At 64.4% G+C, this 25783-nt stretch carries 28 protein-coding genes; 9 read left to right on the top strand and 19 right to left on the bottom strand.

Annotated features, from left to right (window positions below; translation table 11 throughout):
• Positions 1–22 precede the first annotated feature (22 nt).
• The 4 genes from AKG11_RS26765 to AKG11_RS26750 form a co-directional block, all read right to left on the bottom strand.
• Positions 23–1540, bottom strand: a complete 1518-nt coding sequence (locus AKG11_RS26765; RefSeq protein WP_050746114.1) for a tripartite tricarboxylate transporter permease — start codon at positions 1538–1540, stop codon at positions 23–25.
• Between the two features lie 10 nt (positions 1541–1550).
• Positions 1551–2039, bottom strand: coding sequence for a tripartite tricarboxylate transporter TctB family protein (locus AKG11_RS26760; RefSeq protein ID WP_050746113.1), 489 nt, complete (start codon positions 2037–2039; stop codon positions 1551–1553).
• Complete coding sequence (locus AKG11_RS26755; RefSeq protein ID WP_037405777.1) at positions 2036–2980, bottom strand: Bug family tripartite tricarboxylate transporter substrate binding protein; 945 nt, start codon at positions 2978–2980, stop codon at positions 2036–2038. Before AKG11_RS26755 ends, AKG11_RS26760 begins: the two co-directional genes overlap by 4 nt.
• A gap of 217 nt (positions 2981–3197) precedes the next feature.
• Positions 3198–4265 carry an ABC transporter substrate-binding protein gene (locus AKG11_RS26750; RefSeq protein ID WP_050746112.1) on the bottom strand — a complete coding sequence of 356 codons (1068 nt, stop codon included), beginning with the start codon at positions 4263–4265 and terminating at the stop codon, positions 3198–3200.
• Positions 4266–4342: 77 nt separating this feature from the next.
• Here AKG11_RS26750 and AKG11_RS26745 point away from each other — a divergent pair, with 77 nt between their 5' ends.
• The 4 genes from AKG11_RS26745 (at position 4343) to AKG11_RS26730 (ending at position 8399) form a co-directional block, all read left to right on the top strand.
• Complete coding sequence (locus tag AKG11_RS26745) at positions 4343–5017, top strand: response regulator (RefSeq protein WP_023514786.1); 675 nt, start codon at positions 4343–4345, stop codon at positions 5015–5017.
• Positions 5014–6405, top strand: a complete 1392-nt coding sequence (locus AKG11_RS26740) for a sensor histidine kinase (RefSeq protein WP_050746111.1) — start codon at positions 5014–5016, stop codon at positions 6403–6405. Before AKG11_RS26745 ends, AKG11_RS26740 begins: the two co-directional genes overlap by 4 nt.
• Before the next feature lie 294 nt (positions 6406–6699).
• A complete protein-coding gene (locus tag AKG11_RS26735) occupies positions 6700–7185 on the top strand; it encodes a MarR family winged helix-turn-helix transcriptional regulator (protein ID WP_023517325.1) in 486 nt (161 codons plus the stop codon).
• Positions 7182–8399, top strand: coding sequence for a multidrug effflux MFS transporter (locus tag AKG11_RS26730; protein WP_023517326.1), 1218 nt, complete (start codon positions 7182–7184; stop codon positions 8397–8399). The genes AKG11_RS26735 and AKG11_RS26730 overlap by 4 nt, the downstream gene beginning before the upstream one ends.
• Positions 8400–8471: 72 nt before the next feature.
• Here AKG11_RS26730 and AKG11_RS26725 read toward each other — a convergent pair whose 3' ends face one another.
• Positions 8472–9695, bottom strand: coding sequence for an argininosuccinate synthase (locus AKG11_RS26725; RefSeq protein WP_024271254.1), 1224 nt, complete (start codon positions 9693–9695; stop codon positions 8472–8474).
• A gap of 186 nt (positions 9696–9881) precedes the next feature.
• Between AKG11_RS26725 and AKG11_RS26720 the strand changes: the two genes are divergently transcribed.
• Together AKG11_RS26720 and AKG11_RS26715 are read left to right on the top strand one after the other, a co-directional pair.
• Positions 9882–10733, top strand: a complete 852-nt coding sequence (locus AKG11_RS26720; protein WP_050746125.1) for an SDR family NAD(P)-dependent oxidoreductase — start codon at positions 9882–9884, stop codon at positions 10731–10733.
• A gap of 167 nt (positions 10734–10900) precedes the next feature.
• Complete coding sequence (locus AKG11_RS26715; RefSeq protein WP_023511976.1) at positions 10901–11542, top strand: LysE family translocator; 642 nt, start codon at positions 10901–10903, stop codon at positions 11540–11542.
• 6 nt (positions 11543–11548) lie between these two features.
• Here the strand turns inward: AKG11_RS26715 and AKG11_RS26710 are convergent, their stop codons facing one another.
• The 10 genes from AKG11_RS26710 to AKG11_RS26665 all read right to left on the bottom strand — a co-directional run bounded on the left by AKG11_RS26710 (position 11549) and on the right by AKG11_RS26665 (position 20325).
• On the bottom strand, positions 11549–12160 hold the full coding sequence (locus AKG11_RS26710) for a DUF1287 domain-containing protein (protein WP_050746110.1): 612 nt from the start codon (positions 12158–12160) through the stop codon (positions 11549–11551).
• Between the two features lie 59 nt (positions 12161–12219).
• On the bottom strand, positions 12220–13014 hold the full coding sequence (locus AKG11_RS26705; RefSeq protein WP_023511978.1) for an ABC transporter ATP-binding protein: 795 nt from the start codon (positions 13012–13014) through the stop codon (positions 12220–12222).
• Complete coding sequence (locus AKG11_RS26700; protein WP_024271255.1) at positions 13014–13892, bottom strand: ABC transporter permease; 879 nt, start codon at positions 13890–13892, stop codon at positions 13014–13016. Before AKG11_RS26700 ends, AKG11_RS26705 begins: the two co-directional genes overlap by 1 nt.
• A gap of 129 nt (positions 13893–14021) precedes the next feature.
• Positions 14022–14975 (bottom strand): ABC transporter substrate-binding protein, encoded by a 954-nt coding sequence (locus AKG11_RS26695; protein WP_050746109.1) that lies wholly within the window; start codon positions 14973–14975, stop codon positions 14022–14024.
• 118 nt (positions 14976–15093) lie between these two features.
• Entirely contained in the window at positions 15094–16323 is a 1230-nt protein-coding gene (gene rlmN, locus AKG11_RS26690) for a dual-specificity RNA methyltransferase RlmN (protein WP_050746124.1), read from the bottom strand.
• 239 nt (positions 16324–16562) lie between these two features.
• Positions 16563–17066, bottom strand: coding sequence for an invasion associated locus B family protein (locus AKG11_RS26685; protein ID WP_024271256.1), 504 nt, complete (start codon positions 17064–17066; stop codon positions 16563–16565).
• A 418-nt stretch (positions 17067–17484) separates the two neighbouring features.
• Positions 17485–17874: a YkvA family protein gene (locus AKG11_RS26680; protein ID WP_023511983.1), complete on the bottom strand. Its 390-nt coding sequence runs from the start codon at positions 17872–17874 to the stop codon at positions 17485–17487.
• A 71-nt stretch (positions 17875–17945) separates the two neighbouring features.
• Positions 17946–18254 (bottom strand): 4a-hydroxytetrahydrobiopterin dehydratase, encoded by a 309-nt coding sequence (locus AKG11_RS26675; protein ID WP_023511984.1) that lies wholly within the window; start codon positions 18252–18254, stop codon positions 17946–17948.
• Positions 18255–18331: 77 nt separating this feature from the next.
• Complete coding sequence (locus AKG11_RS26670; protein WP_023511985.1) at positions 18332–19057, bottom strand: beta-ketoacyl-ACP reductase; 726 nt, start codon at positions 19055–19057, stop codon at positions 18332–18334.
• 86 nt (positions 19058–19143) lie between these two features.
• A complete protein-coding gene (locus AKG11_RS26665; RefSeq protein ID WP_050746108.1) occupies positions 19144–20325 on the bottom strand; it encodes an acetyl-CoA C-acetyltransferase in 1182 nt (393 codons plus the stop codon).
• A 291-nt stretch (positions 20326–20616) separates the two neighbouring features.
• On the opposite strand from AKG11_RS26665, the gene phaR reads away from it, so the two are divergent.
• Positions 20617–21195: a polyhydroxyalkanoate synthesis repressor PhaR gene (phaR, locus tag AKG11_RS26660; RefSeq protein WP_050746107.1), complete on the top strand. Its 579-nt coding sequence runs from the start codon at positions 20617–20619 to the stop codon at positions 21193–21195.
• A 33-nt stretch (positions 21196–21228) separates the two neighbouring features.
• Here the strand turns inward: phaR and AKG11_RS26655 are convergent, their stop codons facing one another.
• The 4 genes from AKG11_RS26655 to mtgA all read right to left on the bottom strand — a co-directional run bounded on the left by AKG11_RS26655 (position 21229) and on the right by mtgA (position 23618).
• Entirely contained in the window at positions 21229–21636 is a 408-nt protein-coding gene (locus tag AKG11_RS26655) for a hypothetical protein (RefSeq protein WP_024271258.1), read from the bottom strand.
• 171 nt (positions 21637–21807) lie between these two features.
• Entirely contained in the window at positions 21808–21993 is a 186-nt protein-coding gene (gene rpmF / locus AKG11_RS26650; protein WP_024271259.1) for a 50S ribosomal protein L32, read from the bottom strand.
• A 147-nt stretch (positions 21994–22140) separates the two neighbouring features.
• Positions 22141–22788, bottom strand: a complete 648-nt coding sequence (locus AKG11_RS26645; RefSeq protein ID WP_050746106.1) for a glutathione S-transferase family protein — start codon at positions 22786–22788, stop codon at positions 22141–22143.
• 74 nt (positions 22789–22862) lie between these two features.
• Positions 22863–23618 (bottom strand): monofunctional biosynthetic peptidoglycan transglycosylase, encoded by a 756-nt coding sequence (mtgA, locus tag AKG11_RS26640; RefSeq protein ID WP_371260154.1) that lies wholly within the window; start codon positions 23616–23618, stop codon positions 22863–22865.
• Between the two features lie 135 nt (positions 23619–23753).
• Between mtgA and AKG11_RS26635 the strand changes: the two genes are divergently transcribed.
• Both AKG11_RS26635 and hisC read left to right on the top strand, forming a co-directional pair.
• Positions 23754–24671: a polyprenyl synthetase family protein gene (locus AKG11_RS26635; RefSeq protein ID WP_050746104.1), complete on the top strand. Its 918-nt coding sequence runs from the start codon at positions 23754–23756 to the stop codon at positions 24669–24671.
• Positions 24672–24675: 4 nt separating this feature from the next.
• Positions 24676–25731, top strand: coding sequence for a histidinol-phosphate transaminase (gene hisC, locus AKG11_RS26630; RefSeq protein ID WP_050746103.1), 1056 nt, complete (start codon positions 24676–24678; stop codon positions 25729–25731).
• The last annotated feature ends 52 nt before the right edge of the window (positions 25732–25783 follow it).

The raw sequence follows: 25783 nt of genomic DNA, 5'->3' as shown, positions 1-25783 counted from the left end.
TGGGAGGGACCGTTGATAGGTCCTAGTCTTCGTTGACCGCAAACTGCGAGAGCACTTCGCCCTTGCCGCGGGCGCGCAGGATGAGCGGCACGACGACGGCGAGAATGGCGAGCACGAAGAGTACGGCGGCGATCGGCGACAGGAAGAGCGCGGAGACATCGCCCTGGCTGATCGCCAGTGCGCGACGCAGCTGCTGCTCTGCCATGGGCCCGAGGATGAGGCCGACGACGACGGGTGCGATCGGATAGCCGAAGATCCGCATGGCAAAGCCGAGCAGGCCGAAGGTCAGCAGCATGCCGAGTTCGAAGACCGAGGGGTTGGCGCCGATCGTGCCGAGCGTTGCGAAGAGCAGGATGCCGGCATAGAGCCAGGGCTTGGGGATCGTCAGAAGCTTCACCCAGAGGCCGATCAGCGGCAGGTTCAGCACCAGCAGCATGAAATTGGCGATGAGCAGGCTGGCGATCAGGCCCCAGACGAGCTGCGGATTGGTCGCGAACAGCAGCGGGCCGGGCTGCAGGCCGTATTGCTGGAAGCCGGCAAGCATGATCGCGGCGGTCGCCGTGGTCGGCAGGCCGAGCGAGAGCAGCGGCACCAGCGTGCCGGCGGCAGAGGCGTTGTTCGCCGCTTCCGGACCAGCTACGCCCTCGATGGCGCCCTTGCCGAACTCGTCCTTGTGCTTGGAGAACTGCTTTTCCGTCGAATAGGACAGGAAGCTGGCGATATCGGCACCGCCGGCCGGCATTGCGCCGATCGGGAAGCCGATGAATGTGCCGCGCAGCCAAGGTTTCCACGAGCGGGCCCAGTCCTGCGCACTCATCCAGACGGAGCCCTTCACCGCCTCGACCTTGTCGGGAATGCGGTCACCCTGGCAGGCGACGTAGAGCGTCTCGCCGATGGCGAACATGGCGACGGCGAGCGTCGTCACCTCGATGCCGTCGAGCAGATCCGGAATGCCGAAGGAAAGCCGCGCCTGACCGGTCTGCTGGTCGATGCCGATGACGGCAAGGCCGAGGCCGATGAAGAGGGCGGTCAGGCCTCGCAGCGTCGAATCGCCAAAGGCCGCCGAGACGGTGACGAAGGCGAGCACCATCAGCGCGAAATATTCCCGCGGGCCGAAGGAAAGCGCGAACTTGACCACGAAGGGTGCGATGAAGGCGAGACAGAGCGTGGCGATGAGGCCGGCGACGAACGAGCCGATCGCCGCCGTCGCGAGCGCCGGTCCGCCGCGGCCGGCGCGGGCCATCTTGTTACCCTCGAGAGCGGTGACGACCGAGGCGCTTTCGCCCGGCGTGTTGAGCAGGATCGAGGTGGTCGAGCCGCCATACATGCCGCCGTAGTAGATGCCGGCGAACATGATGAGCGAGCCGGCCGGATCGAGCTTGTAGGTGACTGGCAGAAGCAGCGCGACGGTGAGGGCCGGGCCGATACCGGGCAGAACGCCGACGGCGGTGCCGAGCGTCACGCCGATCAGCGCATAGAGCAGGTTCATCGGCTGGGCGGCGATGGCGATGCCCTGCAGCAGGAATTCGAATGTACCCATCGTCAGCTCCTCAGAAGAACAGGTGTTCCAGCGGCCCGGCGGGCAGCGAGAGCTGCAGGAAACGGCCGAAGATGATGTAGACGACGAAGCTGAAGGCGATGCCTATTGGCAACGAAATCCAGAGCTTGCGCCGGCCGAAACCGAAGGCGGTCAGCGCGAAGAGCACGCCCGTCGCAATGGAGAAGCCTGCGGTCTTGAGCAACAGCATCTGCCCGGCAAGGCCCGCCACGATAAGGACGACCGGCTTGACCTCGATCGGCTCGCGTTCCGGGAAGTCGCCGCGCCAGGCTTCGAAGCCCGTCCAGACGGCGAGCAGGGCAAGACCGATGGCAACGACATGCGGCACGGTGGCAGGGCCGATGCGGGAATAGTTGCTCATCTCCGCAAGACGCCCGGCATCCCACCAGATCACGGCGGCAAGGACGAAAAGAACGGGGGCGATGACCAGCGCCGCCCGGTCGGGGCGGCGCCTTTCGTTGGAGGAGGAGACCTCGCTCATTTGACGAGCCCGATGTCCTTGAGGATGCTTTCCGTTGCGGCGACATCCTTGTCGAGCTGTTCCTTGAAGGCGTCACCGGCAAGATAGGTGTCCTGCCAGCCCTTGGTCTTCAGGGTGTCCTTCCAGGCGGCGGAGGTCACGACCTTCTCGATGTCGGCGTTGATCGCCGCCACCTGTTCGGCCGAAAGGCCCGGGGCCGCGGCGACCATGCGCCAGTTCTGGACCACGACGTCGAGACCGCCTTCCTTGATGGTCGGGGCGTCGATGCCTTCGATGCGCTCGGCGCTGGAGATGGCGATGAGGCGGAGCGTACCGGCCTTCACCTGGGCCTCGAACTCACCATAGCCGGAGATGCCGGCCGTCACCTGGTTGCCGAGAATCGCGGCAAGCGCCTCGCCGCCGCCGGAATAGGCGACATAGTTGATCTTGGTCGGATCGACGCCGGCTGCCTTGGCGATCAGGCCGGCCGTGATGTGGTCGGTACCGCCGGCCGAGCCGCCAGCCCAGGAAACCGCGCCCGGATCGGCCTTCAGGGCCTTCACGAGGTCATCCATGGTCTGGATCGGCGAAGCGGCCGGAACGACGATCGCTTCATATTCGCCGGTCAGGCGGGCGATCGGCGTCACGTCCTTGAGGGTTACCGGCGACTGGTTGGTGAGGATCGCGCCGACCATGACGTAACCGCCGACGATGAGAGCGTTCGGGTTGCCGTTGTTCTGGCTGGCGAACTGGGCGAGGCCGATCGTGCCGCCGGCGCCCGGAACGTTCACCACCTGCACGCTGCCGGAAATCTTCTCGTCCTGCAGGACGGTCTGCAGCGAACGGGCCGTCTGGTCCCAGCCGCCGCCCGGGCCGGCCGGGGCGATGATCGAATAGTCGGCAGCAAACGCCGGAAGCGCCATGGCGCCGGCGATGAGGGATGCCAGGAAGAAATGTTTCAAGAGTGTATCCTCCGTCAGGCGCGGCTTTGCGCGCATCGTTGCTTCTGGCGAGAGGATGGGGCGGCCGGTGGCGGCGCGAACTTTGTGTCCGCGGGCGATATCGGCAGAATTCTCCTCCCGGTCTTCCGTCCGCCTCCACGGACGATGAAGAGCCCAAAAGCACCACAGGAAGCTGACATCTACCTGACATTGCGCTGCCGCATGGAAGCGCCTTGCGCTACTGGGTGCGCAGAACCTCGTTCCAGCGGGCGATCAGCCGGGCCCGCTTCACCTGGTCGAGATAGACCATCAGGCCCGGACTGACCGGCACGGGCTTGAGCTGCGCGCCGAGCAGCGCGCTCATCGTGCGCGCGGTGTTCGAGCCCGACACCTCGGGGCTGACGGCGGCGATCTGGAGTTCGCGGGCCATGATCGTCTGGCCCTCCTTCGACATGAAGAAGGCAAGATAGCGCCGGCCGAGTTCGGGGTTGGCGGCGGCCTGCGGCACGAGGCCGATTCGCGACATGACGACGGTGTAGTCCTTCGGCAGCACGATGCCGACATCGGGATGCCGCGAGGCCCAGTCCGCGGCATAGGAACCGAGAATGTTGTAGCCAAGCACGAAACGCCCGTCGGCGACGCGTTCCAGAATGGCCGAGCTGGTGGAATAGAGCTTGACCCCCGCCGCGCCCATCGCCTGGATCACCGTCCAGATGTCCCCGAACTGCTCCTGGTCGCGGGCCATGAAGAGGAAGCCGACGCCGGAGCGCTCGATGTCGTAGGTGCCGATGCGGCCATAGACCTTCTCGCCCTGCCGCTTGAGGTAACCGACGAATTCCGCGCGCGAGGCCGGCGGCTTCTCGCCCTTGAAGCTCGGCTTGTGGTAGACGAAGACGGCGGGCTCGAAGGTCAGCGCATAGGCGGTGTTGCGCCAGTTGGCCCAGGCCGGCCAGCGGTCGCTCATCGGCAGGTCGCTGCGCTGGGCATAACCGTCATTGCTGAGCTTGACCTGAAGGTCCATGGCCGAGGAGAAGGCGAAATCGGCCGTTTTCTCTCCGGCATCGGTCTCGCGCACGATGCGGTCGTAGACCTCGCCGGTCAGCATCTCGTCGTAGCGCAGCGCCACATCCTGGTTGGCCTCCTGGAAGCCCTTGATCATCGGCCGGGCGAGCGGTTCGTCCAGCGAAGAATAGACGACAAGCACGGGGGCGTCGGCATTGCCGTTGCGCGCCGGAAAGAAGGTCGGCTCGGAAAATGCGGGCAGGGGCGCTGCCAGGAGCGCAAGAAGAATGAGGACAAGACGCATGGCGCGACCTTGCCAAAGCGCGAGGCCGTTCACAAGTGCGCCGCCCGCCGTTAAGTTCGCGGCGGAAGGAGAAAGACGTGCGCATTCTGCTGGTCGAGGACAACGAAGCCCTGGCGGACGGCCTGTCCGCCATCCTGAAGGGCACCGGGCATGCGGTGGACGTCGTGCGCGACGGCGCTTCCGCCGATGCCGCCATCGCGTCGGAGAGCTTCGATCTCGTCATCCTCGACCTGACACTGCCGGAAATGGACGGTCTCGACGTGCTCCGCGCCATGCGGGCCCGCCGGAGCAAGGCGGCCGTCCTGATTCTCACCGCTCGCGGCGCGCCGGAGGAGCGGGTGCGCGGTCTCGATCTCGGCGCCGACGACTATATGATCAAGCCCTTCGATATCTCCGAATTCGAAGCGCGCGTGCGCATGTTGCTGCGCCGGCAGGCGGGGCTTCGCTCGGCGGCGATCACCTTCGGCGGCGTCGTGCTGGATCTCAATTCGCGCAGCTTTTCCGCTGACGGCGCACCGCTCGACATTCCCGCGCGCGAACTCGGCCTGCTCGAAATCCTCTTCATGCGCGCCGGCAAGGTGGTTGCCAAGGAGGCGATCATGCAGTCGCTCGCGGCCTTCGACGACGACCTCTCGGCCAATGCCATCGAGCAATATGTCAGCCGGCTTCGCAAGCGGTTGGCACCGCACGGGCTGACCGTGCGCACCGCGCGCGGCATCGGCTACTATCTCGACAAGGCGCCCGTCGCTTGACGCTCCTTCCGGCCTCATCGCTGCGCCGTCGCCTGCTGCTCTGGCTGCTCGTCTCCACGGCGGTGATCGGCACGGTGGCGCTCTTCGACACCTACCACGAGGCCGTCAAGACGGCGAACGAGGTTTCCGATCGTGTGCTGGCGGGCTCGGCGCTGGCGATTGCCGAGCGGGTGGTGGTGACGGAGCACGGCACGCTCGAGGTGGATATTCCCTATGTCGCGCTGGAGATGCTGACGTCGGCCGCGCAGGACCGGGTGTTCTATCGCGTCGACGGGCCGCCCGGCCGGTTCATCACCGGCTACCAGACCCTGCCGACGATCGCGCCGACGGCCGGCCAGTCGATCGGTTTTGCGGATGCGACCTTCCGCGGCGAGCCGATCCGCATTGCCGTCCTGCAGCGCTCGGCATCGACCGGCATCAATTCCGTGCCCTTCGCGGTGACGGTTGCCGAGACAACCATTGCCCGCCGGCAGCTGACCCAGACGATCCTGCTACGCTCGGCGCTGCGTCTTGCCATGATGATCGCGGGCGCCGCTCTCATCGTCTGGATCGCCGTTACCGTGTCGCTGCGTCCGCTCTACAGGCTCAGCGATGCCATTGCCGAGCGCAGCCCGAACGATCTGCACCCCATCGAGCAGCGCGTGCCGAGTGAGGTGCAGGGCCTCGTCGATACCGTGAATTCCTTCATGGTGCGCCTGCAGTCGGCGCTCGATGCTCTCCGCCACTTTTCCGGCAATGCCAGCCACCAGCTGCGTACGCCGCTCGCCATCATCCGCACCCAGCTCGCGCTGGCGAGCCGCGCCGGCACGCTGGAGGAAGCGCAGGAGGCCGCCCGCAAGGGCGATGCTGGGGTTGCCCATGCCGAGCGCATCCTTGCCCAGCTGCTGCTGATGGCCAAGATCGATGCTGCCGGGTCCAACGAGCCGCAGAAGCCGGCACCCGTCGATATCGCTGCGCTTGCCCAGCAGCTTACCGCCGACCGCGTACCCACGGCTGCCGAGGCCGGCATCGATCTCGGCTTCGAGGGAGATGGGCCCGCCTTCGCTCGCGCCGAGCCGCTGCTTTTCGGAGAGCTTCTGCGCAATCTCCTGGAAAACGCCATCGCCTATGCCGGCAAGGAGGCAGAGGTAACGGTGCGCGTCCGGCGCACCGCGGGCACGGTGCTTCTCGATGTGGAGGACAACGGCCCCGGTATTCCTCCCGAGCGCCGCGGCCTCGTGCGCCAGCGCTTTTCCCGTGGCGAGCATCGTGATGCGCCGGGCATGGGTCTTGGCCTGCCTATCGTGGAGGAAATCGCCGCGCTGTTCGATGCGACGATGACGCTGGACAGCGGCGCGAACGGGCGTGGCCTCCGCGTGACGATCCGCTTTCCCGGGATGGACGGCTAGCGTCGTTGCTACCCCCGGCAAGGTCAGCCATGCCCGCGGCCTGCTGCGTGTTGTCCTTCCATCATAGAGCCGGGAGTGTCGAGCGGGAAGCAAGGCAGCCATGACGGTGTGGAATAGTAGGTCGTGATATACGGCTATCCAATTGATTTCTTGATTATTCTTTTTGATTTCATCCGTGTTTTTCCGGCATGTTCTGCCGTTCGCAAGGCAGCCATGCGTGGCAGTCGTGGCTTGGTGGTTGTTCCTTCCTGCAATGCATAGTAAGCTCCCCTTACAATAAGCCAGAAAGTGAACATGTCCCCTCGTCCCGATCCCGACGCCCTCGGTTTCGTCCTCATCGACGTTGCCCGCATGCTGCGTAGCGCCTTCGAGCGCCGCATTGCCACCGCCGGTCTCGGCCTCACGCCGGGCGAGGCGCGGACCCTCGTGCGAATCGCCACGCTGGAGGGCAGCCGCCAGTTCGATATCGCCCAGCGCATGGGCATCGAGCCGATGACGCTTTCGACCTATCTCGACCGCCTGCAGAGCCTCGGCCTCATCGAGCGCCGCCCCGATCCGGCCGATCGCCGGGCCAAGCTGATCTTTACCACGCCGACCGCTGGCGCTCTCATCGCAAGTATCCGCACCGAGCAGATCGAGCTGATGGAGCATGTGACCAGCGGCATCGGTCCGGAGGAGCTGGAGCTGATGCGCGACCGGCTGAAGCGGCTGCGCGCGAACCTGTGCGCCCTTGAGGAAGACAGTGCCGCGCCGGCGCTGGCAAAGGAAGCCGGCCGATGACGACGGCGCGCATGAGCGAGCGCCGCACCAGCATCATCGCCGCCTTCCTCGTTGCGCTCGGCCCCGTTTCCATGGCGCTCTACACCCCGGCCATGCCCGAGCTGGTGCGCGCCTTCTCGTCGACGGAATCGGCGATCAAGCTGACGTTGTCGCTCTATTTTGCCGGTTTCGCGCTGTCGCAGCTCGTTTCAGGTACGATGTCGGACGTGCTCGGCCGGCGGAAGACCACGCTGATCTTCATGACGGTCTATCTCGCCGGCAGCCTGATGGCGGCCTTCGCGCCGAGCGTTGGTGTTCTGCTGGCCGGCCGCCTCGTGCAGGGCATCGGTGCATCGGTCGGCATGACGGTCTCGCGCGCGATCGTGCGCGATCAGTTTACCGGGACCGAGGCCGCCCGCATCATGAACATGGTCGGCATGATGCTCGCCATCGGCCCGGCCGTTTCGCCGACCCTCGGCGGCTTTGCGCTCGGCGTGTTCGGCTGGCAGTCGATCTTTTTCCTGATGGTAGGCTTTGCGTTGGCGGCCTGCGGTGCTGTCTATGTCTGCATGGCCGAGACCACGGTGCCGGATCCGGCGAAGGGCCGCGTCGGTCCGATCCTTGCGGGCTATGCAGCGCTTGCCACGAGCCGCCGTTTCGTTTCCGCCACGCTTGTCATGGCCGGCGCCGTCGGGGCGCTCTACGGCCAGGCGACCATGCTGCCCTTCGTCCTGATCGGTACGGTTGGCCTGACGCCGACGGAATTCGGTGTCGGCATGCTCATGCAGTCGGGTTTCTTCTTTGCCGGCACGGTCTGCGTGCGCCTTTTGATGCGCAAGGTCGCCCCTGCCCGGATCGTCCTGCCAGGCCTGTGTTTCATCGGCATTGCGAGCATCCTGATCGCGCTCGCCTCGCATCTGGTGACGCCGAGCTTCCTCAGTGTCATGGGGCCGGTCGGCATCTACGCCTTCGGTATCGCCTTCGTCATGCCCTACATGATGACGGCGGCGATGGAACCCTTCCCCGAGATCGCTGGCTCTGCTTCCGCCGCCATGGGCTTTATCCAGATGGGGGCCGGCTTCCTTGCGGGCCTGCTGGCCGCGGCCATCGGCATGCCGCTTTTCGCCTTCGGCACGATCATCCCGGCCATGGGTCTGATGGCGATCCTGTCCTATGTCTGGTATCGCGCGATCTGCAGCCGTGATGCGCAGCTTGCCGCCGAGCCGGCGGAATAAACAGTCACCGGACACGAAAAGGCCCGCTGCCGAGAACGGCAGCGGGCCTCTTGTCTGACGGTGATCAGGCGATCAGCCGCGGCGCTTGCGGGCGGCGAGCGTGCGCAGGCGCAGCGCGTTCAGCTTGATGAAGCCGGCGGCGTCCTTCTGGTCGTAGGCGCCCTGGTCGTCCTCGAAGGTGACCAGCTTGTCGGAATAGAGCGACTTGTCCGACTCGCGGCCGATGACCATGACATTGCCCTTGTAGAGCTTGAGCGTCACTTCGCCCTCGACATGTTCCTGGCTCCTGTCGATCAGCGCCTGCAGCATTTCGCGCTCCGGCGAGAACCAGAAGCCGTAGTAGATCAGCTCGGCGTAACGCGGCATCAGCTCGTCCTTGAGATGCGCGGCGCCGCGATCGAGCGTGATGCTCTCGATGGCGCGGTGCGCGGCAAGCAGGATCGTGCCGCCGGGCGTCTCGTAGACGCCGCGCGACTTCATGCCGACGAAGCGGTTTTCGACAAGGTCGAGACGGCCGATCCCGTTGTCGCGGCCGTAATTGTTGAGGGTTGCAAGCAGCGTTGCCGGCGACATGCGCACGCCGTTGATGGAGACGGCATCGCCGCGCTCGAAGCCGACCTTGATGACGGTCGCCTTGTCGGGCGCCGATTCCGGCGAGATGGTGCGCATATGCACATATTCCGGCGCTTCGACGGCCGGATCTTCCAGCACCTTGCCCTCTGAAGAGGAGTGCAGGAGGTTCGCGTCGACCGAGAAGGGGGCTTCACCCTTCTTGTCTTTCGCAACCGGGATCTGGTGCTGCTCGGCGAACTCCAGAAGGTGCGTGCGGCTCTTGAACGCCCAGTCGCGCCAGGGTGCGATGATCTTGATGTCGGGGTTCAGCGCATAGGCGGAGAGCTCGAAACGGACCTGGTCGTTGCCCTTGCCGGTCGCGCCGTGGGCGATGGCGTCGGCGCCGGTCTTGGCGGCGATCTCGATCAGGTGCTTGGAGATCAGCGGACGGGCGATCGAGGTGCCGAGCAGATAGACGCCTTCATAGACCGCATTGGCGCGGAACATCGGAAAGACGAAATCGCGCACGAATTCTTCGCGCACGTCCTCGATGAAGATCTCCTTGATGCCGAGCATCTCGGCCTTCTTGCGCGCCGGCTCCAGCTCTTCGCCCTGGCCGAGATCGGCGGTGAAGGTGACGACCTCAGCGTTGAGTTCGGTCTGGAGCCATTTCAGGATGATCGAGGTGTCGAGGCCGCCCGAATAGGCCAGCACGACTTTCTTCACGTCTTTATATGATGCCATGGTGATGAGGTCCGTTGCATGGAGGGGCGCGGCAAACCCGCGGAGGCCCGGTATCGCGGCACTTTTAGCGAGATTGGCGCGTGACGCAAGGGCGCGCGCTGATGCAGGGTGGCGTGCAGGCGGATTTGACAGGGCCGGATGGCGACCCATATTCGCCGCAGCGAACCCATGGAAGGAGGCGAAACCATGACGACCCTTCGAGACATCATCAAGGAAGCCAATGTCGCCGTCATCACGGGCGGCGGTGCCGGCATCGGCCTTGCCGCCGCGCGGCGCTTTGCCGAGGCGGGCATGAGCATTGCCATCGCCGACCTCAATGCCGACCGGCTGGGCGAGGCGCGCGCCGAACTCGAAGCTATCGCCGGCGAGGCGAATGTCATGGCCGTGGAGACGGACGTCGCGCACCGGCATGAGCTGGAGGCGCTGGAGCGCGCCGTGCTGCAACGCTTCGGCCGTGTCCATGTGCTGATGAACAATGCCGGCATCCAGCCGGACACCTCCATCTTCAGCGCGGAGGCCAACTGGGACCATATCCTCGCCGTCAACCTGATGGGCGTCATCCACGGCACGCAGGTCTTCGGCCCGAACATGCTGGCCCATGGCGAGGCGGGCCTCATCATCAATACCGGCTCCAAGCAGGGCATCACCACGCCGCCCGGCAATCCCGCCTACAATGTCTCCAAGGCGGGCGTGAAGGTCTTCACCGAGGCGCTCCAGCACGAGTTGCGCAACACGGCGGGCGCAAAACTCTCCGCCCATCTCCTGATCCCAGGCTTCGTCTTCACCGAGTTGACGAAGGGGGACCGCACGGAAAAGCCGGATGCCGCCTGGACGCCGGCGCAGACCGTCGATTTCATGATGGACAGTCTGGAGCGCGGCGATTTCTACATCCTGTGCCCTGACAACGATGTGCCGCGGGCGCTCGACGAGCGCCGCATGGCCTGGGCGATCGGCGACGTCATCGAGAACCGCCCGCCGCTCTCGCGCTGGCACAGGGACTTTTCCGGGAAGTTCCGGGCTTTCGTCGAAGGGGCGTGATGCCGCAGGCCCTGCTGCGAGCACTCCACCACAGTCGGGTGAGGTCCGATGATGAGGGAGACAAGTGCGCGGAAATCCGCTGTAACAGCGCATCATAGACTTTGATTGGCATTTTCCGGGAAGCCGGATTAGAGGTTTCCATCCTCACCGGCTTTCAGGGCTTTGCCATGGACTTTCTGCCCACCCTTCCGACGCTTCTCGCCTTTGCGGCCGCCAGCCTGCTCCTTGCGATGACGCCCGGCCCCGACATGACGCTGTCGATCAGCCGTGCGCTTTCGCAGGGGCGCGGACCGGCGCTCTTCGTCGTGGCGGGCACGAGCCTCGGCATCGTCGTGCACACGTTGCTGGTTGCCTTCGGCATCTCCGCCCTCATCACGGCGTCGCCGACCGCCTTCCTGATCCTGAAAACCGGTGGCGCCGCCTATCTCCTGTGGCTTGCCATCCAGGCGATTCGCTACGGCTCCAACCTCTCGGTCAAGGCGACGGCTGGGCCGCGCGGCACGGCGCTTGCCAATATTTCCAGCGGCTTCTGGGTGAACCTCCTGAACCCGAAGGTCATCATCTTCTTCATGACCTTCCTGCCGCAGTTCATCAGCGCGGGTGATCCCGATATCACCGGCAAGCTGATCTTCCTCGGCCTGTTCTTCATCGTCGTCGGCATTCCCGTGAACATCCTGGTGATCCTCGCCGCCGACAAGCTCGCGTCCTGGCTCCAGCAGAATCCCAGGGTGCTGCGCGGCATCGACTACACCTTTGCCGGCGTCTTCTCCGTCTTCGCGGCAAAAATCCTGTTCACGCAGGCGCGCTGAGCGGGGTCACACACGGTAGCGGTAGTGTCCGGTGAGGGGGTAGGCGAAGAGCACATCCTCCAGCCGCGCGCCGGCGCCGATATTGTGCACAAGGAGGGGGCGTGCGCCGTCAGCGCTGCGGGCGTCCGCCACGATGCCGATATGCGGCAGGTTGCCCGGCAGCATCTGCGAGACGATATCGCCCGGCCGGTAGTCCGCGCCGTCCTTGCTGACCGGCAGGGCGGCACCCTGCCGCTTGAGGAAGGCCTGCAGATTCGGCACACGGCGATGGTCGATGTTGCGGTCGGTGCGTTTCAGGCCCCAGAGTGGCGGATAGGCAGAAAAGGCCCTGCGCATGTCCTCGTGCACGAGAACCTGGAGATCGATGGCAAGGCCGTCGCGATAGGCGCGCACGATGACATCGGTGCAGACGCCCCGCGCCCGCGGCACGTCGCCGCCGGGATAGTCCAGCCGGGAATAGGCGGGATCATAGGTCAGCGTCACGCCGATCTGCTGCCGTGCCGCTGCTACGAGTTTTTGTGCGTCGTCTTCGGCCGGCTGCGCCCGCAAGCTTGCCGGTAAAACGAAGGCGGCGCCCGAAACCAGGCCGCCTGCAAGCAGCGCGCGACGAAACAGCATGAACGCCTCCTTCTCCGATGCAGCAAGCTGCGGAGAGAATCGGGCGCTTTGTTGGCGCCTCAGCCGATCAACAGCGCATCGTCGTCCAGCGTCTGGCCACGCATCTTGCGGAACATGGCGATGAGGTCCTCGACCTGCAGCGTCTTGCGGCTGTCGCCGGCGACATCGAGCACGATCTCGCCACCATGCAGCATGACGGTGCGATGGCCGTAGTCCAGCGCCTGCCGCATGGAATGCGTCACCATGAGCGTGGTCAGCTTGCGCTCGGAGACGATTTTCTGCGTGAGGTTCATGATGAACTCGGCCATGCCGGGATCGAGTGCTGCGGTGTGCTCGTCGAGCAGCAGCACGTCGGAGCCGGCGAGCGTCGCCATGACGAGGGAGACTGCCTGGCGCTGGCCGCCGGAGAGCAGGTCCATGCGATCGCGCATACGGTTTTCGAGGCCGAGATTGAGCTCGGCGATGCGCTCGCGGAAGACCGTGCGGCGCTGCGGACCGAGCGCGGAGGCAAGCCCGCGCCGTTCGCCGCGGCGGGCGGCAAGCGCAAGGTTTTCCTCGATGGAGAGGGCGCCGCAGCTGCCCGTCAGCGGGTCCTGGAACACGCGCGCGACGCGGCCGGCGCGGGCGGCGGTGCCCTGGCGGGTCACGTCCGTCGTGCCGATCCTGACCTGGCCTTCTGTGGCGATGACATCGCCGGCGAGAACGCCGAGCAGGGTCGACTTGCCGGCGCCGTTCGAACCGATGACGGTAACGAACTGGCCTTCCTCGATGGTGAGGCTGACGCCGTTCAGCGCCTGTTTCTGCAGCGGTGTGCCCTTGCCGAAGACGACCTTGATATCGGAAACGGAGATCATCAGGCGGCTCCCCCGCGGCGAAGGCGCGGCAGGACGAGCGCCACGGTGACGAGCAGGGCCGTCACGAAGTTGAGGTCGGAGGCTTGGAGGCCGAGCACATCCGAGGAGAGCGCCAGCTGGATGGCGATGCGGTAGAGGATCGAGCCGAGCACGCAGCCGATCAGCGCCATGAGGATGCCCCTCGTGCCGAACAGCGTCTCGCCGATGATGACGGCGGCAAGGCCGACAACGATGGTGCCGACGCCTGAGGTGACATCGGCAAAACCGTTCGTCTGGGCAAAGAGCGCGCCGCCGAGCGCCACCAGCGCGTTGGACAGCGCGATGCCGAGATAGATCTGCCGGTTGGTGTCGACGCCCTGGGCGCGGGCCATGCGGGCATTGGCCCCGGTCGCGCGCATCGAGAGGCCTGCATCGCTTTCCAGGAAGCGCCAGACCAGCACGACGGCGATGACGACCAGGATGCCGACGAAGAGCGGGCGGACATAGAAATCCCGAAGGCCGAGGCCGAAGAACGGACTGATCATCGTATCGGCATTGATCAGCGCGACGTTCGGCTTGCCCATGACGCGCAGGTTCACCGAGAAGAGCGCAATCATGGTGAGGATCGAGGCGAGCAGGTTGAGGATGCGGAAGCGCACGTTCAGCATCGCCGTGACGAGGCCGGCAACGGCGCCCGCCATCATGGCGACCAGGGCCGCGATCCACGGGTTGACGCCTGCAATGATCAGTACGGCCGCGACGGCGGCGCCGAGCGGAAACGAGCCGTCCACCGTCAGGTCGGGGAAATCCAGCACGCGGAAGGCAAGGTAAACGCCGATCGCGACGAAGGCATAGACCAGCCCCAGTTCGACGGCACCCCAGAAGGCAATCAGGCTCACGGCTCTTGGCTTTCTCTCTTCACCCATTTCCCGCGGGTTCTGCGGGAGGGGTCTTCTTAACAGATCAACCGCTGCCGGGCGATCCGGCAGCGGTTGATTCCGATTGGAAATGTCCGGAACGTCCGGGGATTATTCGATCACGCGGGTGGCGCGGCCGACGAGAGCTTCCGGCAGCGTGACGCCCATCTTGGCGGCGGCGCCCTTGTTGACGACGAGGTCGGTGCCGGCGGCAACCTTTACGGCGATGTCGCCCGGGTTCTCACCCTTGAGGATACGCACGACGATTTCGCCCGTCTGCTTGCCGACGTCCTTGTAGTTGAAGCCGAGGGCTGCGATGGCGCCGCGCGAGACGGAATCCGTGTCGGCGGTGAAAAGCGGGAGCTTGGCTTCTTCGGCGACGGCGACCGCGCCTTCGAGGGCGGAGATGATCGTGTTGTCCGTCGGGATGTAGATCGCATCGGCACGGCCGACGAGCGCACGGGCGGCGCCCTGCACTTCGGCGGACTTGGTGGCGGCGGACTCGACGACCGTCAGACCGGCCTTCTCGGCTTCAACCTTCAGCACGGCGAGCAGCGACACGGAATTGGCTTCGCCCGAATTGTAGAGATAGCCGATCGTCTTGGCGTTCGGCAGGATTTCCTTGAGCAGCGCGATATGCTCGGCAACCGGCGACAGGTCCGAAAGACCGGTGACGTTGCCGCCGGGCTTGTCCATGTTGGTGACGAGCTGCGCACCGAGCGGGTCGGACACGGCAGTGAAGACGACCGGAATGTCCTTCGTCGCGGAAACGACGGCCTGCGCGGACGGCGTGGAGATCGGCACGATGACGCTTGGATCTTCGCCGGCGAACTGGCGGGCGATCTGGGCGGCCGTCGCGGGGTTGCCCTGCGCCGATTCGTAGAGGAACTTCAGGTTCTCGCCTTCCTTGTAGCCGGCCGCTGCCAGCGCTTCCTTCACGCCGTCGCGGGCAGCGTCGAGCGCCGGATGTTCGACGATGGCGGTCACGGCAACCGTGACCTCTTCGGCCTTGGCCGGCAGCGTAATCGCGAGCGTTGCCGCGAAAGCAAGCAGAAGGTGGCGCATGGATGGTCTCCCTAGAATGATTTTAGGCTGTTTCTAGGCAAAACGGGCCTTCAAATCAATTCTCGGAATCGGCTTCATCAATCACAATTTCTGATAGGAAGCCGCGGCGGGACGGCTTTCAGTCGTCCTCGCCGTGCCCGACGATCATCATCGCCTCGAACGCCATGCGATCGACCTTGCGCATACGCTCGGATTCCGATTTCAGCTGGCCGCAGGCAGCGAGGATGTCGCGGCCGCGCGGGGTGCGGATCGGCGAAGCATAACCGGCCTGGTTGATGAAGTCGGCAAAGCGCTCGATCTGCTCCCAGTCGGAACACTGGTAGTTGGTGCCCGGCCAGGGGTTGAAGGGGATGAGGTTGATCTTCGCAGGAATGCCCTTCAGCAGCTGGATCAGCAGTTTGGCGTCCTCCAGCGTGTCGTTGACGTCCTTCAGCATCACATATTCGAAGGTGATGCGCCGGGCATTCGACAGGCTCGGATAGGCGCGGCAGGCGTCGAGCAGCTCCTTCAGCGGGTACTTCTTGTTGATCGGCACCAGCATGTCGCGCAGGTCGTCGCGCACGGCATGCAGCGAAATCGCCAGCATGACGCCGATTTCCGAGCCGGTGCGATAGATTTCCGGCACGATGCCCGAGGTCGACAGCGTCACCCGGCGCTTGGAGAGCGACAGGCCGTCGCCGTCGGTGGCGATCAGCAGCGCGGTCTTGACGCTTTCGAAATTGTAGAGCGGCTCGCCCATACCCATCATGACGATGTTGGAGACCTTGCGGCCTTCCGCCGGAACGATGGCGCCGGCCGGCGTGTCACGGTCCGGGAAGTCGCCCAGCCGGTCGCGGGCGAGTAGCAACTGCGAGAGAATTTCCTCCGATGTCAGGTTGCGCACCAGCTTCTGCGTGCCGGTATGACAGAAGGAGCAGGTGAGCGTGCAGCCGACCTGGCTGGAAATGCAGAGCGTGCCGCGGCCTTCCTCGGGAATGTAGACGGTTTCGATCTCCACCGGCCGGCCTGCACCGCGCGGGGGAAAGCGCAAGAGCCACTTGCGTGTGCCATCGCTGGAAATCTGCTCGTCGACGATCTCGGGACGGGCAATGGTGAAATGCGTCTTCAGCATTTCGCGCATGTCCTTGGAGACATTGGTCATGTCGTCGAAATCGGAGACGCCGCGTACATAGAGCCAGTGCCAGAGCTGGCTGACGCGCATCTTCACCTGGCGCTCGTTGACGCCTTTTTCGACGAGCGCCCGGCCCATCTCCTCGCGTGTGAGGCCGATCAGCGACGGCTTTTCGGCGGCGGGAAGGGTGCGGATGGCCGGCGCCTTGACGGGCTCGGCCGTGTTGAGAAAGTCCATGCTTGCAGCCATCGGGTCATCCTCAAGAACAGGGCACGCCGGCGCAGGCTTTTGCGCCACAAGCGGTCCATGCTCGACAGAAGTTCATTGCGGGCCTGCCGGTGCCGCTCGATGCGGCGCAAGGCCCAGTTGCCGGCCCTTTAGCACTGTTCCGGCGCAAAGTCACCTGCCCGCCCGGTTGTGCAAACGAAAAGGCCGGCGAGGGCGCCGGCCTTTTCGGTTTCTATCCGCCTCGAGACTCAGCGGCAGCTTTCGATCTGCTTCAGCGCCGCGGAAATGCCGGACAGCGAGTAGGAGTAGGACGTGCCCGTGCCACGGCGGGATTTCGCCTCGACCCGCATGTCCTTGCCGCCCTTCATGGCGGCGACGAGGGCCGGCTCTTCGGCGGCGTTCTCCACCCAGGCCGAGTTGCCCTTGGTGAACATCACGAAGGTGCGGCCGTCGATGACGACGTTGACCTTGGAGGCTTCCTGCAGCGGATAGCCCATCATCGCCTGCGGTTCGTAGCTGATGTTCTGGCCCGGGCGCTGCGAGACGAGGAAGAACACGTCGCCGTGGTCTACGCCGGCCGGGTTCTTTTCCTTCGGCACCGACAGCACGTAGCAGACCTTGCCACCGTTCGCCTGGTAGGAATAGGCGCCCCAGGCATTGAACTGCTGAATGCGCGTCGGCGACTGGGCCGAGGCAACGCCTGCGGTCACGACGACGAGGGCGAGTGCGGTTGCGAGCTTTCTTACGAACATGTTTTCCTGCCGGTTGTCTTGCCAGTGATTGCCCGGCCGAAGGCGGCGCCTTCGATGCCGGTGTCGGCCACGCATGATGACGATTTGATTTATTTTGACTTAATTCAGGTTACCAAACCGTCAACATGCACGCATTTTACTAAGGTCTTCCGCGCCGCACCGGGACAAATTTGCGTCGAAACACGCCGCTGCCTTTCAGGTGTTTTTGCCATTCGCAAAGACACTGTCGTTCTTCGTCGGCACAACTCCGCATGCAAAGCTGCCGAGCCTTTTTGCGGGAAGTGCCGAGAACGGCGGGCGTGCCCAGTCCCCATGTGGTGAGATTGAACCTGTCGAAGCCATTTAAGGCATAAGGAATAGGGCAAGAATTTGACTTCTCGCCCTTGGGTCGAGAACGGCAAGGGCTGCAGCGGGAGGCTCAGCCAGCCGGCTGTGCGTCCGGCTCGTCCGCAAGAGCCTTGTCTGCAGCCACATAGTGGTCTTCGCGGATATGTCCGCGGATGGCGGCGAAGGCGGCCGTCAACACGGCGATGTCGTCGGAAAAGCCGACGAGAGCGAAGAAATCGGGTACGCCGTCGAGCGGCAGCACGAAATAGGCGAGCGCAGCGAGCAGGATGCCGCGAACCTTGGTCGGCGTGCGGGAATCCAGGGCGCAATAGTAGGCGGCGACGAGATCGCGGGAGAACGGCACCTGCCGCATTGCACGCTTGAGGACCGGCCAGAACCGCTTCTTCACGCGGCCCTCCTGACGCTCCTGCTCGTCCTCATCTCCCGGCAGAAGGATCTCGCCGATCTTCACGTCATCCATGCATGGCCTCCTTCAGGTGGCGATGCCGGAAAAACCCGGCGCGAAACATATGGGAACGGCTTCACGGGTCTTCAACTCTTCGTGCGCAGAGCCGCCGCCTTGTCCATTGCGGTCGCCAGCTTGAAGTCCAGCTCCGTCAGTCCGCCCGCATCATGGTTCGTCAACCGCACCTCGACGCGGTTGTAGACGTTGAACCATTCAGGGTGATGGTTGAATTTTTCCGCTGCGAGCGCCCCCTCGGTCATGAAACCGAACGCCTCGCGGAACGATGCGAACTTGAATTTCCTCTCGATGGCGATGCCGTCTTCCGATCGGGCCCAGCCGTCAAGACTTGCCAGCGCTTCGGCGATCGCCGCGTCGTCGAGCTTTTCCTGTTTCATGGCGTCGTCTCCTTCTCCGCACTCTACCATAGAAAACGGCGCCCGAAGGCGCCGTGTTCCGTTTGCCGAAAGGCCGGTCAGACGAAGAACTGGCCGCCATTCGCCGAGATGGTCGAGCCGGTGATGAAGCCGGCGTCGTCGGAAGCGAGGAAGACGACGATGCGGGCGATCTCGTCCGGCTCGCCGAGGCGGCCGACGGGGATCTGCGGGATGATCCGCTCGTTCAGCACCTTTTCCGGGATGGCGCGCACCATTTCCGTACCGATATAGCCGGGGCATATGGCGTTGACCGTAATGCCCTTTGCGGCGCCTTCCTGGGCGAGCGCCTTGGTGAAGCCGAGGTCACCGGCCTTGGCGGCGGAATAGTTCGCCTGGCCCATCTGGCCCTTCTGGCCGTTGATCGAGGAAATGTTGATGACGCGGCCGAAGCTGCGGTCGCGCATGCCGGTCCAGACCGGATGGGTCATGTTGAAGAGGCCGGTGAGGTTGGTGTTGATGACCGCGCCCCACTGCTCCGGCGTCATCTTGTGGAACATCGCATCCTTGGTGATACCCGCATTGTTGACGAGGATGTCCACCGGGCCGAGGTCGGCCTCGACCTTGCCGATGCCTTCGACGCAGGCCTCGTAGCTCGCGACATCCCATTTGTAGACCGGAATGCCGGTCTCCGCCTTGAAGGCGTTCGCGGCATCGTCATTGCCGGCATAACTTGCAGCCACCTTGTAGCCGGCCGCCTTCAGCGCTACCGAAATGGCAGCGCCGATGCCCCGCGACCCACCCGTTACCAATGCTACCCTGCTCATGTGGCTCACTCCCCTAGAACTGTTTTTGAGTCGACCCGTCGCCCTGCCGGCGGCAGGTCATGGCAAAGCAGCCCGTAAGCTGATGCTTACATGCTCTCAACGCACATCGCCACGCCCATGCCGCCGCCGATGCAAAGCGTGGCAAGGCCCTTCTTTGCGCCGCGGCGCTTCATTTCGAAGAGCAGCGTGTTGAGGATGCGGGCGCCCGACGCGCCGATCGGGTGACCAATGGCAATGGCGCCGCCGTTGACATTGACGATGGACGGATCCCAGCCAAGGTCCTTGTTGACCGCGCAGGCCTGGGCCGCGAAGGCTTCGTTGGCTTCCACAAGATCGAGATCGCCGATTTTCCAGCCGGCGCGCTCGAGCGCCTTGCGGGAGGCCGGGATCGGGCCGGTGCCCATGATCTTCGGGTCGACGCCGGCCGTTGCCCAGGAGACGATGCGGGCGAGCGGCTGGATGCCACGGCGCGCGGCTTCCGCTTCGCTCATCAGGAGCGCGGCAGCGGCGCCGTCGTTGAGGCCGGAGGCGTTGGCGGCGGTCACGGTGCCTTCCTTGTCGAAGGCGGGGCGAAGCTTGGCCATCGATTCGAGCGTCGCCCCATGACGGATATACTCGTCGGCATCGACGCTGACGTCACCCTTGCGGCCCTTGACGATGAAGGGAACGATCTCGTCCTTGAAGCGGCCTTCCTTCTGCGCGGCCTCGGCCTTGTTCTGCGAGGCGACGGCGAAGACGTCCTGCTCGTCGCGCGAAAGCTGCCACTGCCTGGCGACGTTTTCGGCGGTGATGCCCATGTGGTAGCCGTAGAAGGCGTCGGTCAGGCCGTCCTTGATCATCGTGTCGATCATCTTGAAATCGCCCATCTTCACGCCGCCGCGCAGATGCGCGCAATGCGGCGCCATCGACATGGATTCCATGCCGCCGGCAACGATGATGCCGGCATCGCCCGTGGCGATCTGCTGCATGCCGAGCGCGACGGCGCGCAGACCCGAACCGCAGAGCTGGTTCATGCCCCACGCGGTCGCTTCCTGCGGAATGCCGGCCTTCATGGCAGCCTGGCGGGCCGGGTTCTGGCCTTCACCGGCCGGCAGGACCTGGCCGAGGATCACCTCGTTCACCTCGCCCGCTGCCACGCCCGCGCGCTCCAGAACCGCCGAAATGACCGTCGCCCCGAGCTCATGGGCAGGCGTGTTGGCGAAGGCTCCATTGAAGGATCCGACCGCGGTGCGGCCGGCGCTGGCGATGACGATGGATGGGGTGCTCATATGTGCTTCCTCAGTTCTGACAACCTTGCGGTCGGCCTTGGAACCAGGCCCGGCGCACGAACGGCGCGAGCGTGGCGGTTCTCCCGAAATCAAAACTGGCAAAGCGGAGGGGGAGAGTCAAACGGGATATCCGGCGCCGCTAAAATTTCATGGAAGCGGCGTGCAGCATGAAAATCCATGTTGCGCAGCATTGCTCGCCGCATCGCACAATTCGATTGTCAGCGCGCGTCTTTTTGCCGATACTCGCGAGGACCAAAAAAGAAATGGAAATACGGGGATGAGGAGACCCTAATGGCCAGGAACGACGGTCAGATCGTCATCAAGAAATATGCGAACCGGCGGCTCTACAACACGGGCACGAGCACCTATGTGACGCTGGACGATCTCGCGGTCATGGTGAAGAAGGGCGAGGAATTCATCGTGCAGGATGCCAAATCCGGCGAGGACATCACCCATTCCGTACTGACGCAGATCATTTTCGAGCAGGAATCGAAGACCGGCAACACGCTTTTGCCCATCTCGTTCCTCCGTCAGTTGATCTCCTATTATGGCGATCAGATGCAGATGGTGGTGCCGAGCTATCTCGAGCACTCCATGCAGGCCTTCACCGAGCAGCAGTCGCAGATGCGCGAACAGATCAACAAGACGTTTGGAGATACGCCGCTCGGCAAGAACCTGCAGGTGCCGATGGCGCTGATCGAGGAGACGACGCGGCGCAACACGGAAATGTTCCAGCAGGCGATGAAGATGTTCTCGCCCTTCGCCAATGCGACGCCGCCGAAGGAGACCCGCAAGGCGGAGCCCAAGGACCTCGACGAGCTGAAGGAACAGTTGCGCGCGCTCCAGACGAAACTCGACAATCTCAGCTGAGAAAACCGGCCAGCGCGGGCTTGCCCCGCGCTGCTACAGCCCGATCGAAAGGTCTCGGCTCGCCGTGCGGATCGACACGGCAAAACCCGCGATGACATCGATGAACGTGATCGTCATCAGGATGAAGAAGATTTGTGTCGCCGCGCCCTGCACGAGCAGGAATTCGACGAGAAACACCACGAACAGCACCATCGACAGCATGTGATCGAGCAGCGCGCGCGAACCCGGGCGTGTGGCCTTCAGGATTTCCACGAAGAGCAGAACGAGCGCGATGAGGATCAGGAGATCGCCGAAGGCCATCGTCCAGGTCGTGCCGGACAGCATGTTGACCGCTATCACCTCGCTGTCGAGAACGGCGACGCCGCCATCGCCGAAGAGACCGGTCATGGCAAGGTTGTAGAGGGCGAAGGGGATGATCAGCAGCGGTATGGCCAGAAGCATGGGCGGCGGTCTCCTAACGGCCGTCTTCGCACGAGCGGCCCTATGGCCCTCTTAGCCCAAGAATTGGCACAAGAAAATGTCGCTGCGTCGTCGACCAAGCCTTTCGGGACGTCTGGCCAAAAGAAAAGGGCCGGCAAGCCGGCCCCTGATCTCAGCTGATGCCGAAAACGCTTATGCGCTTTCCTTCGGCGTCAGAACCTGGCGACCGCGGTACATGCCGGTCTTCAGGTCGATGTGGTGCGGACGGCGCAGTTCGCCCGAGTTCTTGTCTTCGACGTAGGTCGAACCCTTCAGAGCGTCTGCGGAACGGCGCATACCGCGCTTGGACGGGCTCGTTTTTCTTTTCGGTACAGCCATTTCACTAACTCCACTTATCGGGCAAACACATCCACAGGCCACCGGATGGGCGACAGGGACATGTCTTTATCTCGGAAATTGGGCCGGCTTATACACAGCAAAATCCCGCTTGACCAGTCCCCGGGCGGTTTTTTTCGATTCCGCCGGTCAGGCCTCGTCTTCGGGCACGATCCACGGTTCGGCGAGCGCCGCCGTCTGCCACTTCTGCCAGGCCGGGTGCGCCTTCATGCGCGCCATGTAGGCCAGCACGGTTTCGTCGCGGGTCAGGCAATAGGCTTCGAACCGGTTGACGACCGGGGCATACATCGCATCGGCGGCGGAAAAGGCGCCGAACAGGAACGGTCCGCCGGAGCGCGCGAGCGCCGTCTTCCAGATCGTCTCGATGCGGGCGACGTCATCCATGACGCCGTCGGGCAGCTTGATTTCGCTCGGCTTGCGACGGATGTTCATCGGGCAGGCATTGCGCAGCGCGCGGAAGCCGGAGAGCATTTCCATCGATATCGCCCGTGCTTCGGCCCGTGCCGCGGCGTCCTTTGGCCAGATGCCGGCGTCGGGAAAGAGCTCGGCGACATATTCGATGATCGCCAGCGATTCCCATACCCGCACCGCGCCGTGGTGCAGAACCGGCACCTTCCCGCTTGGCGAGATCTTGATGAATTCCGGGTTGCCGGCGGGAAAGTCGAAGGGGATGACCTTGTCCGTGAACGGCACGCCGGCTGCCGCCATGGCGATCCAGGGCCGGAAGGACCAGGAGGAATAGTTCTTGTTGCCGACATAGAGGATGAGGTTCGACATGGTGTTCCTGCGCTTCTGAGATGACGCAGACCCTAGGCCTTCACCGGAGCATTCACCAATGAAAAGGCCTGAACCTACTCATAAAGGCATTTGATATATTCGCCCGATCGGCTGGCGCGCCGCTCGATGAGGCGGGCGAGACGCTGCAGACCACGACCCGGTTTTCCGGCGTTGCGCTCATAGGGGTTCGGCAGCGAGACGGCGAGAAGCGCGGCCTGCCGGCGTGAGAGCTTGGCGGCCGGTACCTTGAAATGGTGCTGCGCCGCGGCCTCGATGCCGTAGATGCCGGGACCCCATTCGGCGATGTTGAGGTAGATTTCCATCAGCCGCCTCTTGCTCCAGACAAAGTCTGCCGCGACGGCAAGCGGCAGTTCCATCGCCTTGCGTACGAAGGAGCGGCCGTTCCAGAGGAAGAGGTTTTTCGCCGTCTGCATCGGGATTGTGCTGGCGCCGCGGGTCTGCTCACCGGCCAGCGCCTCGTTGACGACGGCGCGCATCTCGCCCCAGTCGACCCCGCCATGGCGGCAGAACTGGCCGTCCTCGGACATCATGACGGCCTGCACGAGATTGGGTGAGATGTCGTCGAAGTCCACCCACTGCCGGTCGTAGCCGCGCAGGAGCGCGAGATCGCGCAGCATCAGCGTGGAAACCGGCCGCACGAATTCGACCGTGTAGAGCAGGATCAGCACATAGGGCAGCGCGACGATGGCGAGGACGATAAGCACGAGGCGACGCCAGTTCCGGCGAAGCTGGCTCATCCAGCCATCCTTCTCACCGGCCTCTGTCTCCGTGTTGACCGCATCTGCGCGTGTTTCCGGTACGATGTCCAAGAGCCGGCGTCCGTCCTTCCGTCGTTGGGCCTTCATACCGTTACGGCTCGGCAAAAACCAGTCTGCGCCGCGATTCTTTGAAGCAGCCCAGGCATGGCCGTTGCTTCGGCCCGGAGCCCATGCCAAAGAGCGGCCATGAGCGAACGTTACCAGGAATTCCAGTCTCTCCTGAAGGGCAATGCCGAGGCGGTGGAAACACTGCTTGCCACGCTTTTGTCCGGCACTGTCGCGGCGGATGAGATCGCCCGTCCCGAGCGGCTGCTCGCCGCCATGCGCCACGGTGTGCTCAACGGCGGCAAGCGGCTGCGGCCCTTCCTCGTCATCGAATCCGCCGCGCTCTTTCCGGGCGTGGAGCGCATGGCGGCGTTGCGCGTCGGTGCGGCGCTCGAATGCATCCATTGCTACTCGCTCGTGCATGACGACCTGCCGGCCATGGATGACGACGACCTGCGCCGCGGACAGCCGACCGTGCACATCGCTTTCGACGAGGCGGCCGCGATCCTTGCCGGCGACAGCCTGCTGACGCTTGCCTTCGACATCGTCGCGGCACCCGAAACGCATCTGCCCGATGCCACCAGGACGGCGCTGGTACTGGCACTCGCCCGTGCCGCCGGTATCGGCGGCATGGCCGGCGGCCAGGCGCTCGACCTTGCGGCCGAGACCGAGGCCCCGGACGAGGCGGGTATCGTGACGCTGCAGAAAATGAAGACCGGCGCGCTGCTGCGCTTTGCCTGCGAGGCCGGTGCGATCGTTGCGGGCGCTTCGGCTGAGGAACGGATCACACTGCGCCGCTACGGCGAAACGGTGGGCCTTGCCTTTCAGATCGCCGATGACCTGCTCGATCTCACCGCCGATGCCGCGACCATGGGCAAGGCGACCGGCAAGGACGCTGATCGCGGCAAGGCGACGCTGGTCGCCCGGCGCGGCCAGACCTGGGCGGAGAACCGATTGCGCGAACTCGTTGCGGAGGCCGAGACGCTTCTTGCGCCGTTCGGCCATCGCGCCGGCATCCTCATCGAAACCGCCCATTTCATCGCCAATCGCAGGAACTGACGCCATGAGCAAATTCTGGTCGCCGATCGTCGCCACGCTCAAGCCCTATGTCGCCGGCGAGCAGCCGCGCATCCAAAACCTCATCAAGCTCAACACCAACGAAAACCCCTACGGCCCTTCGCCAAAGGCGATCGCCGCCATGCAGGCCGCCGTCGCCGACAGCCTGAAGCTCTATCCGGATCCGGGTGCGCTGGCGCTGCGCCAGTCGATCGCCCGTTTCCACGGCGTGGATGCGGATGAGGTTTTTGTCGGAAACGGTTCCGACGAGGTTCTGGCGCATGCCTTCGTTGCGCTTCTCAAGCACGACAAGCCGCTCGTCTATCCCGATATCACCTACAGCTTCTACCCGACCTATTGCCGGCTCTTCGACATCCGGGCGGAGGAGATTGCGCTGAAGGACGATTTTACCATCGACCTTTCGGACTACGACCGGCCCTGCGGCGCCATCATCCTGCCGAATCCGAATGCCCCCACGGGCATCGGCCTGCCGCTTTCGGCGATCGAAAAACTGGTCGCCGGGCACCCGGACCAGCCCGTGGTGGTGGACGAGGCCTATATCGATTTCGGCGGTGAGAGCGCAATCCCGCTGACCCGGAAATACGACAACCTGCTCGTCATCCACACGCTGTCGAAATCCCGCTCGCTGGCGGGTCTGCGCGTCGGCTATGCCATCGGCCGGCGCCCGCTGATCGATGCGCTGGAACGTGTCAAGGACAGCTTCAACTCCTATCCGCTCGACCGTGTCGCGCAAGCCGGTGCCGCCGCCGCGATCGACGACCGCGAATGGTTCGACGAGACGCGGGGAAAGGTCATCGAAACGCGTGAACGCGTCACCGGAGCGCTCCGCCAGCGCGGTTTCGAGGTGCTGCCCTCGCAGGCGAACTTTGTCTTCGCCCGTCATCCCGGCCATAGCGGCGAGGCGCTGGCGAAGGGGTTGCGCGAGCGCGCCGTGCTGGTGCGCCACTTCGCCAAGCCGCGTATCTCTGATTTCCTGCGCATCACCATCGGTACGCCCGAGGAATGCGACCGGCTGATCGCGGCGGTCGAGGAGATCGTCTGACGTTTTCGGACGATACCCGCCTCCGCCGAACACGGGGACATGTGGTGCAATT

Source organism: Shinella sp. SUS2, assembly GCF_001262505.1.
In the GTDB taxonomy this organism is placed as follows: domain Bacteria; phylum Pseudomonadota; class Alphaproteobacteria; order Rhizobiales; family Rhizobiaceae; genus Shinella.
This window is presented reverse-complemented; position numbering and strand designations above follow the sequence as displayed.

What these genes read in the sequence shown, in the direction of transcription:
- AKG11_RS26765 (WP_050746114.1), bottom strand. Translation starts at nt 1,540, where the DNA reads ATGGGTACATTCGAATTCCTGCTGCAGGGCATCGCCATCGCCGCCCAG.
- AKG11_RS26760 (WP_050746113.1), bottom strand. Translation starts at nt 2,039, where the DNA reads ATGAGCGAGGTCTCCTCCTCCAACGAAAGGCGCCGCCCCGACCGGGCG.
- AKG11_RS26750 (WP_050746112.1), bottom strand. Translation starts at nt 4,265, where the DNA reads ATGCGTCTTGTCCTCATTCTTCTTGCGCTCCTGGCAGCGCCCCTGCCC.
- AKG11_RS26735 (WP_023517325.1), top strand. Translation starts at nt 6,700, where the DNA reads ATGTCCCCTCGTCCCGATCCCGACGCCCTCGGTTTCGTCCTCATCGAC.
- AKG11_RS26730 (WP_023517326.1), top strand. Translation starts at nt 7,182, where the DNA reads ATGACGACGGCGCGCATGAGCGAGCGCCGCACCAGCATCATCGCCGCC.
- AKG11_RS26725 (WP_024271254.1), bottom strand. Translation starts at nt 9,695, where the DNA reads ATGGCATCATATAAAGACGTGAAGAAAGTCGTGCTGGCCTATTCGGGC.
- AKG11_RS26720 (WP_050746125.1), top strand. Translation starts at nt 9,882, where the DNA reads ATGACGACCCTTCGAGACATCATCAAGGAAGCCAATGTCGCCGTCATC.
- AKG11_RS26715 (WP_023511976.1), top strand. Translation starts at nt 10,901, where the DNA reads ATGGACTTTCTGCCCACCCTTCCGACGCTTCTCGCCTTTGCGGCCGCC.
- AKG11_RS26710 (WP_050746110.1), bottom strand. Translation starts at nt 12,160, where the DNA reads ATGCTGTTTCGTCGCGCGCTGCTTGCAGGCGGCCTGGTTTCGGGCGCC.
- AKG11_RS26705 (WP_023511978.1), bottom strand. Translation starts at nt 13,014, where the DNA reads ATGATCTCCGTTTCCGATATCAAGGTCGTCTTCGGCAAGGGCACACCG.
- AKG11_RS26695 (WP_050746109.1), bottom strand. Translation starts at nt 14,975, where the DNA reads ATGCGCCACCTTCTGCTTGCTTTCGCGGCAACGCTCGCGATTACGCTG.
- rlmN (WP_050746124.1), bottom strand. Translation starts at nt 16,323, where the DNA reads ATGGACTTTCTCAACACGGCCGAGCCCGTCAAGGCGCCGGCCATCCGC.
- AKG11_RS26685 (WP_024271256.1), bottom strand. Translation starts at nt 17,066, where the DNA reads ATGTTCGTAAGAAAGCTCGCAACCGCACTCGCCCTCGTCGTCGTGACC.
- AKG11_RS26680 (WP_023511983.1), bottom strand. Translation starts at nt 17,874, where the DNA reads ATGGATGACGTGAAGATCGGCGAGATCCTTCTGCCGGGAGATGAGGAC.
- AKG11_RS26675 (WP_023511984.1), bottom strand. Translation starts at nt 18,254, where the DNA reads ATGAAACAGGAAAAGCTCGACGACGCGGCGATCGCCGAAGCGCTGGCA.
- AKG11_RS26670 (WP_023511985.1), bottom strand. Translation starts at nt 19,057, where the DNA reads ATGAGCAGGGTAGCATTGGTAACGGGTGGGTCGCGGGGCATCGGCGCT.
- AKG11_RS26665 (WP_050746108.1), bottom strand. Translation starts at nt 20,325, where the DNA reads ATGAGCACCCCATCCATCGTCATCGCCAGCGCCGGCCGCACCGCGGTC.
- phaR (WP_050746107.1), top strand. Translation starts at nt 20,617, where the DNA reads ATGGCCAGGAACGACGGTCAGATCGTCATCAAGAAATATGCGAACCGG.
- AKG11_RS26655 (WP_024271258.1), bottom strand. Translation starts at nt 21,636, where the DNA reads ATGCTTCTGGCCATACCGCTGCTGATCATCCCCTTCGCCCTCTACAAC.
- rpmF (WP_024271259.1), bottom strand. Translation starts at nt 21,993, where the DNA reads ATGGCTGTACCGAAAAGAAAAACGAGCCCGTCCAAGCGCGGTATGCGC.
- AKG11_RS26645 (WP_050746106.1), bottom strand. Translation starts at nt 22,788, where the DNA reads ATGTCGAACCTCATCCTCTATGTCGGCAACAAGAACTATTCCTCCTGG.
- AKG11_RS26635 (WP_050746104.1), top strand. Translation starts at nt 23,754, where the DNA reads ATGAGCGAACGTTACCAGGAATTCCAGTCTCTCCTGAAGGGCAATGCC.
- hisC (WP_050746103.1), top strand. Translation starts at nt 24,676, where the DNA reads ATGAGCAAATTCTGGTCGCCGATCGTCGCCACGCTCAAGCCCTATGTC.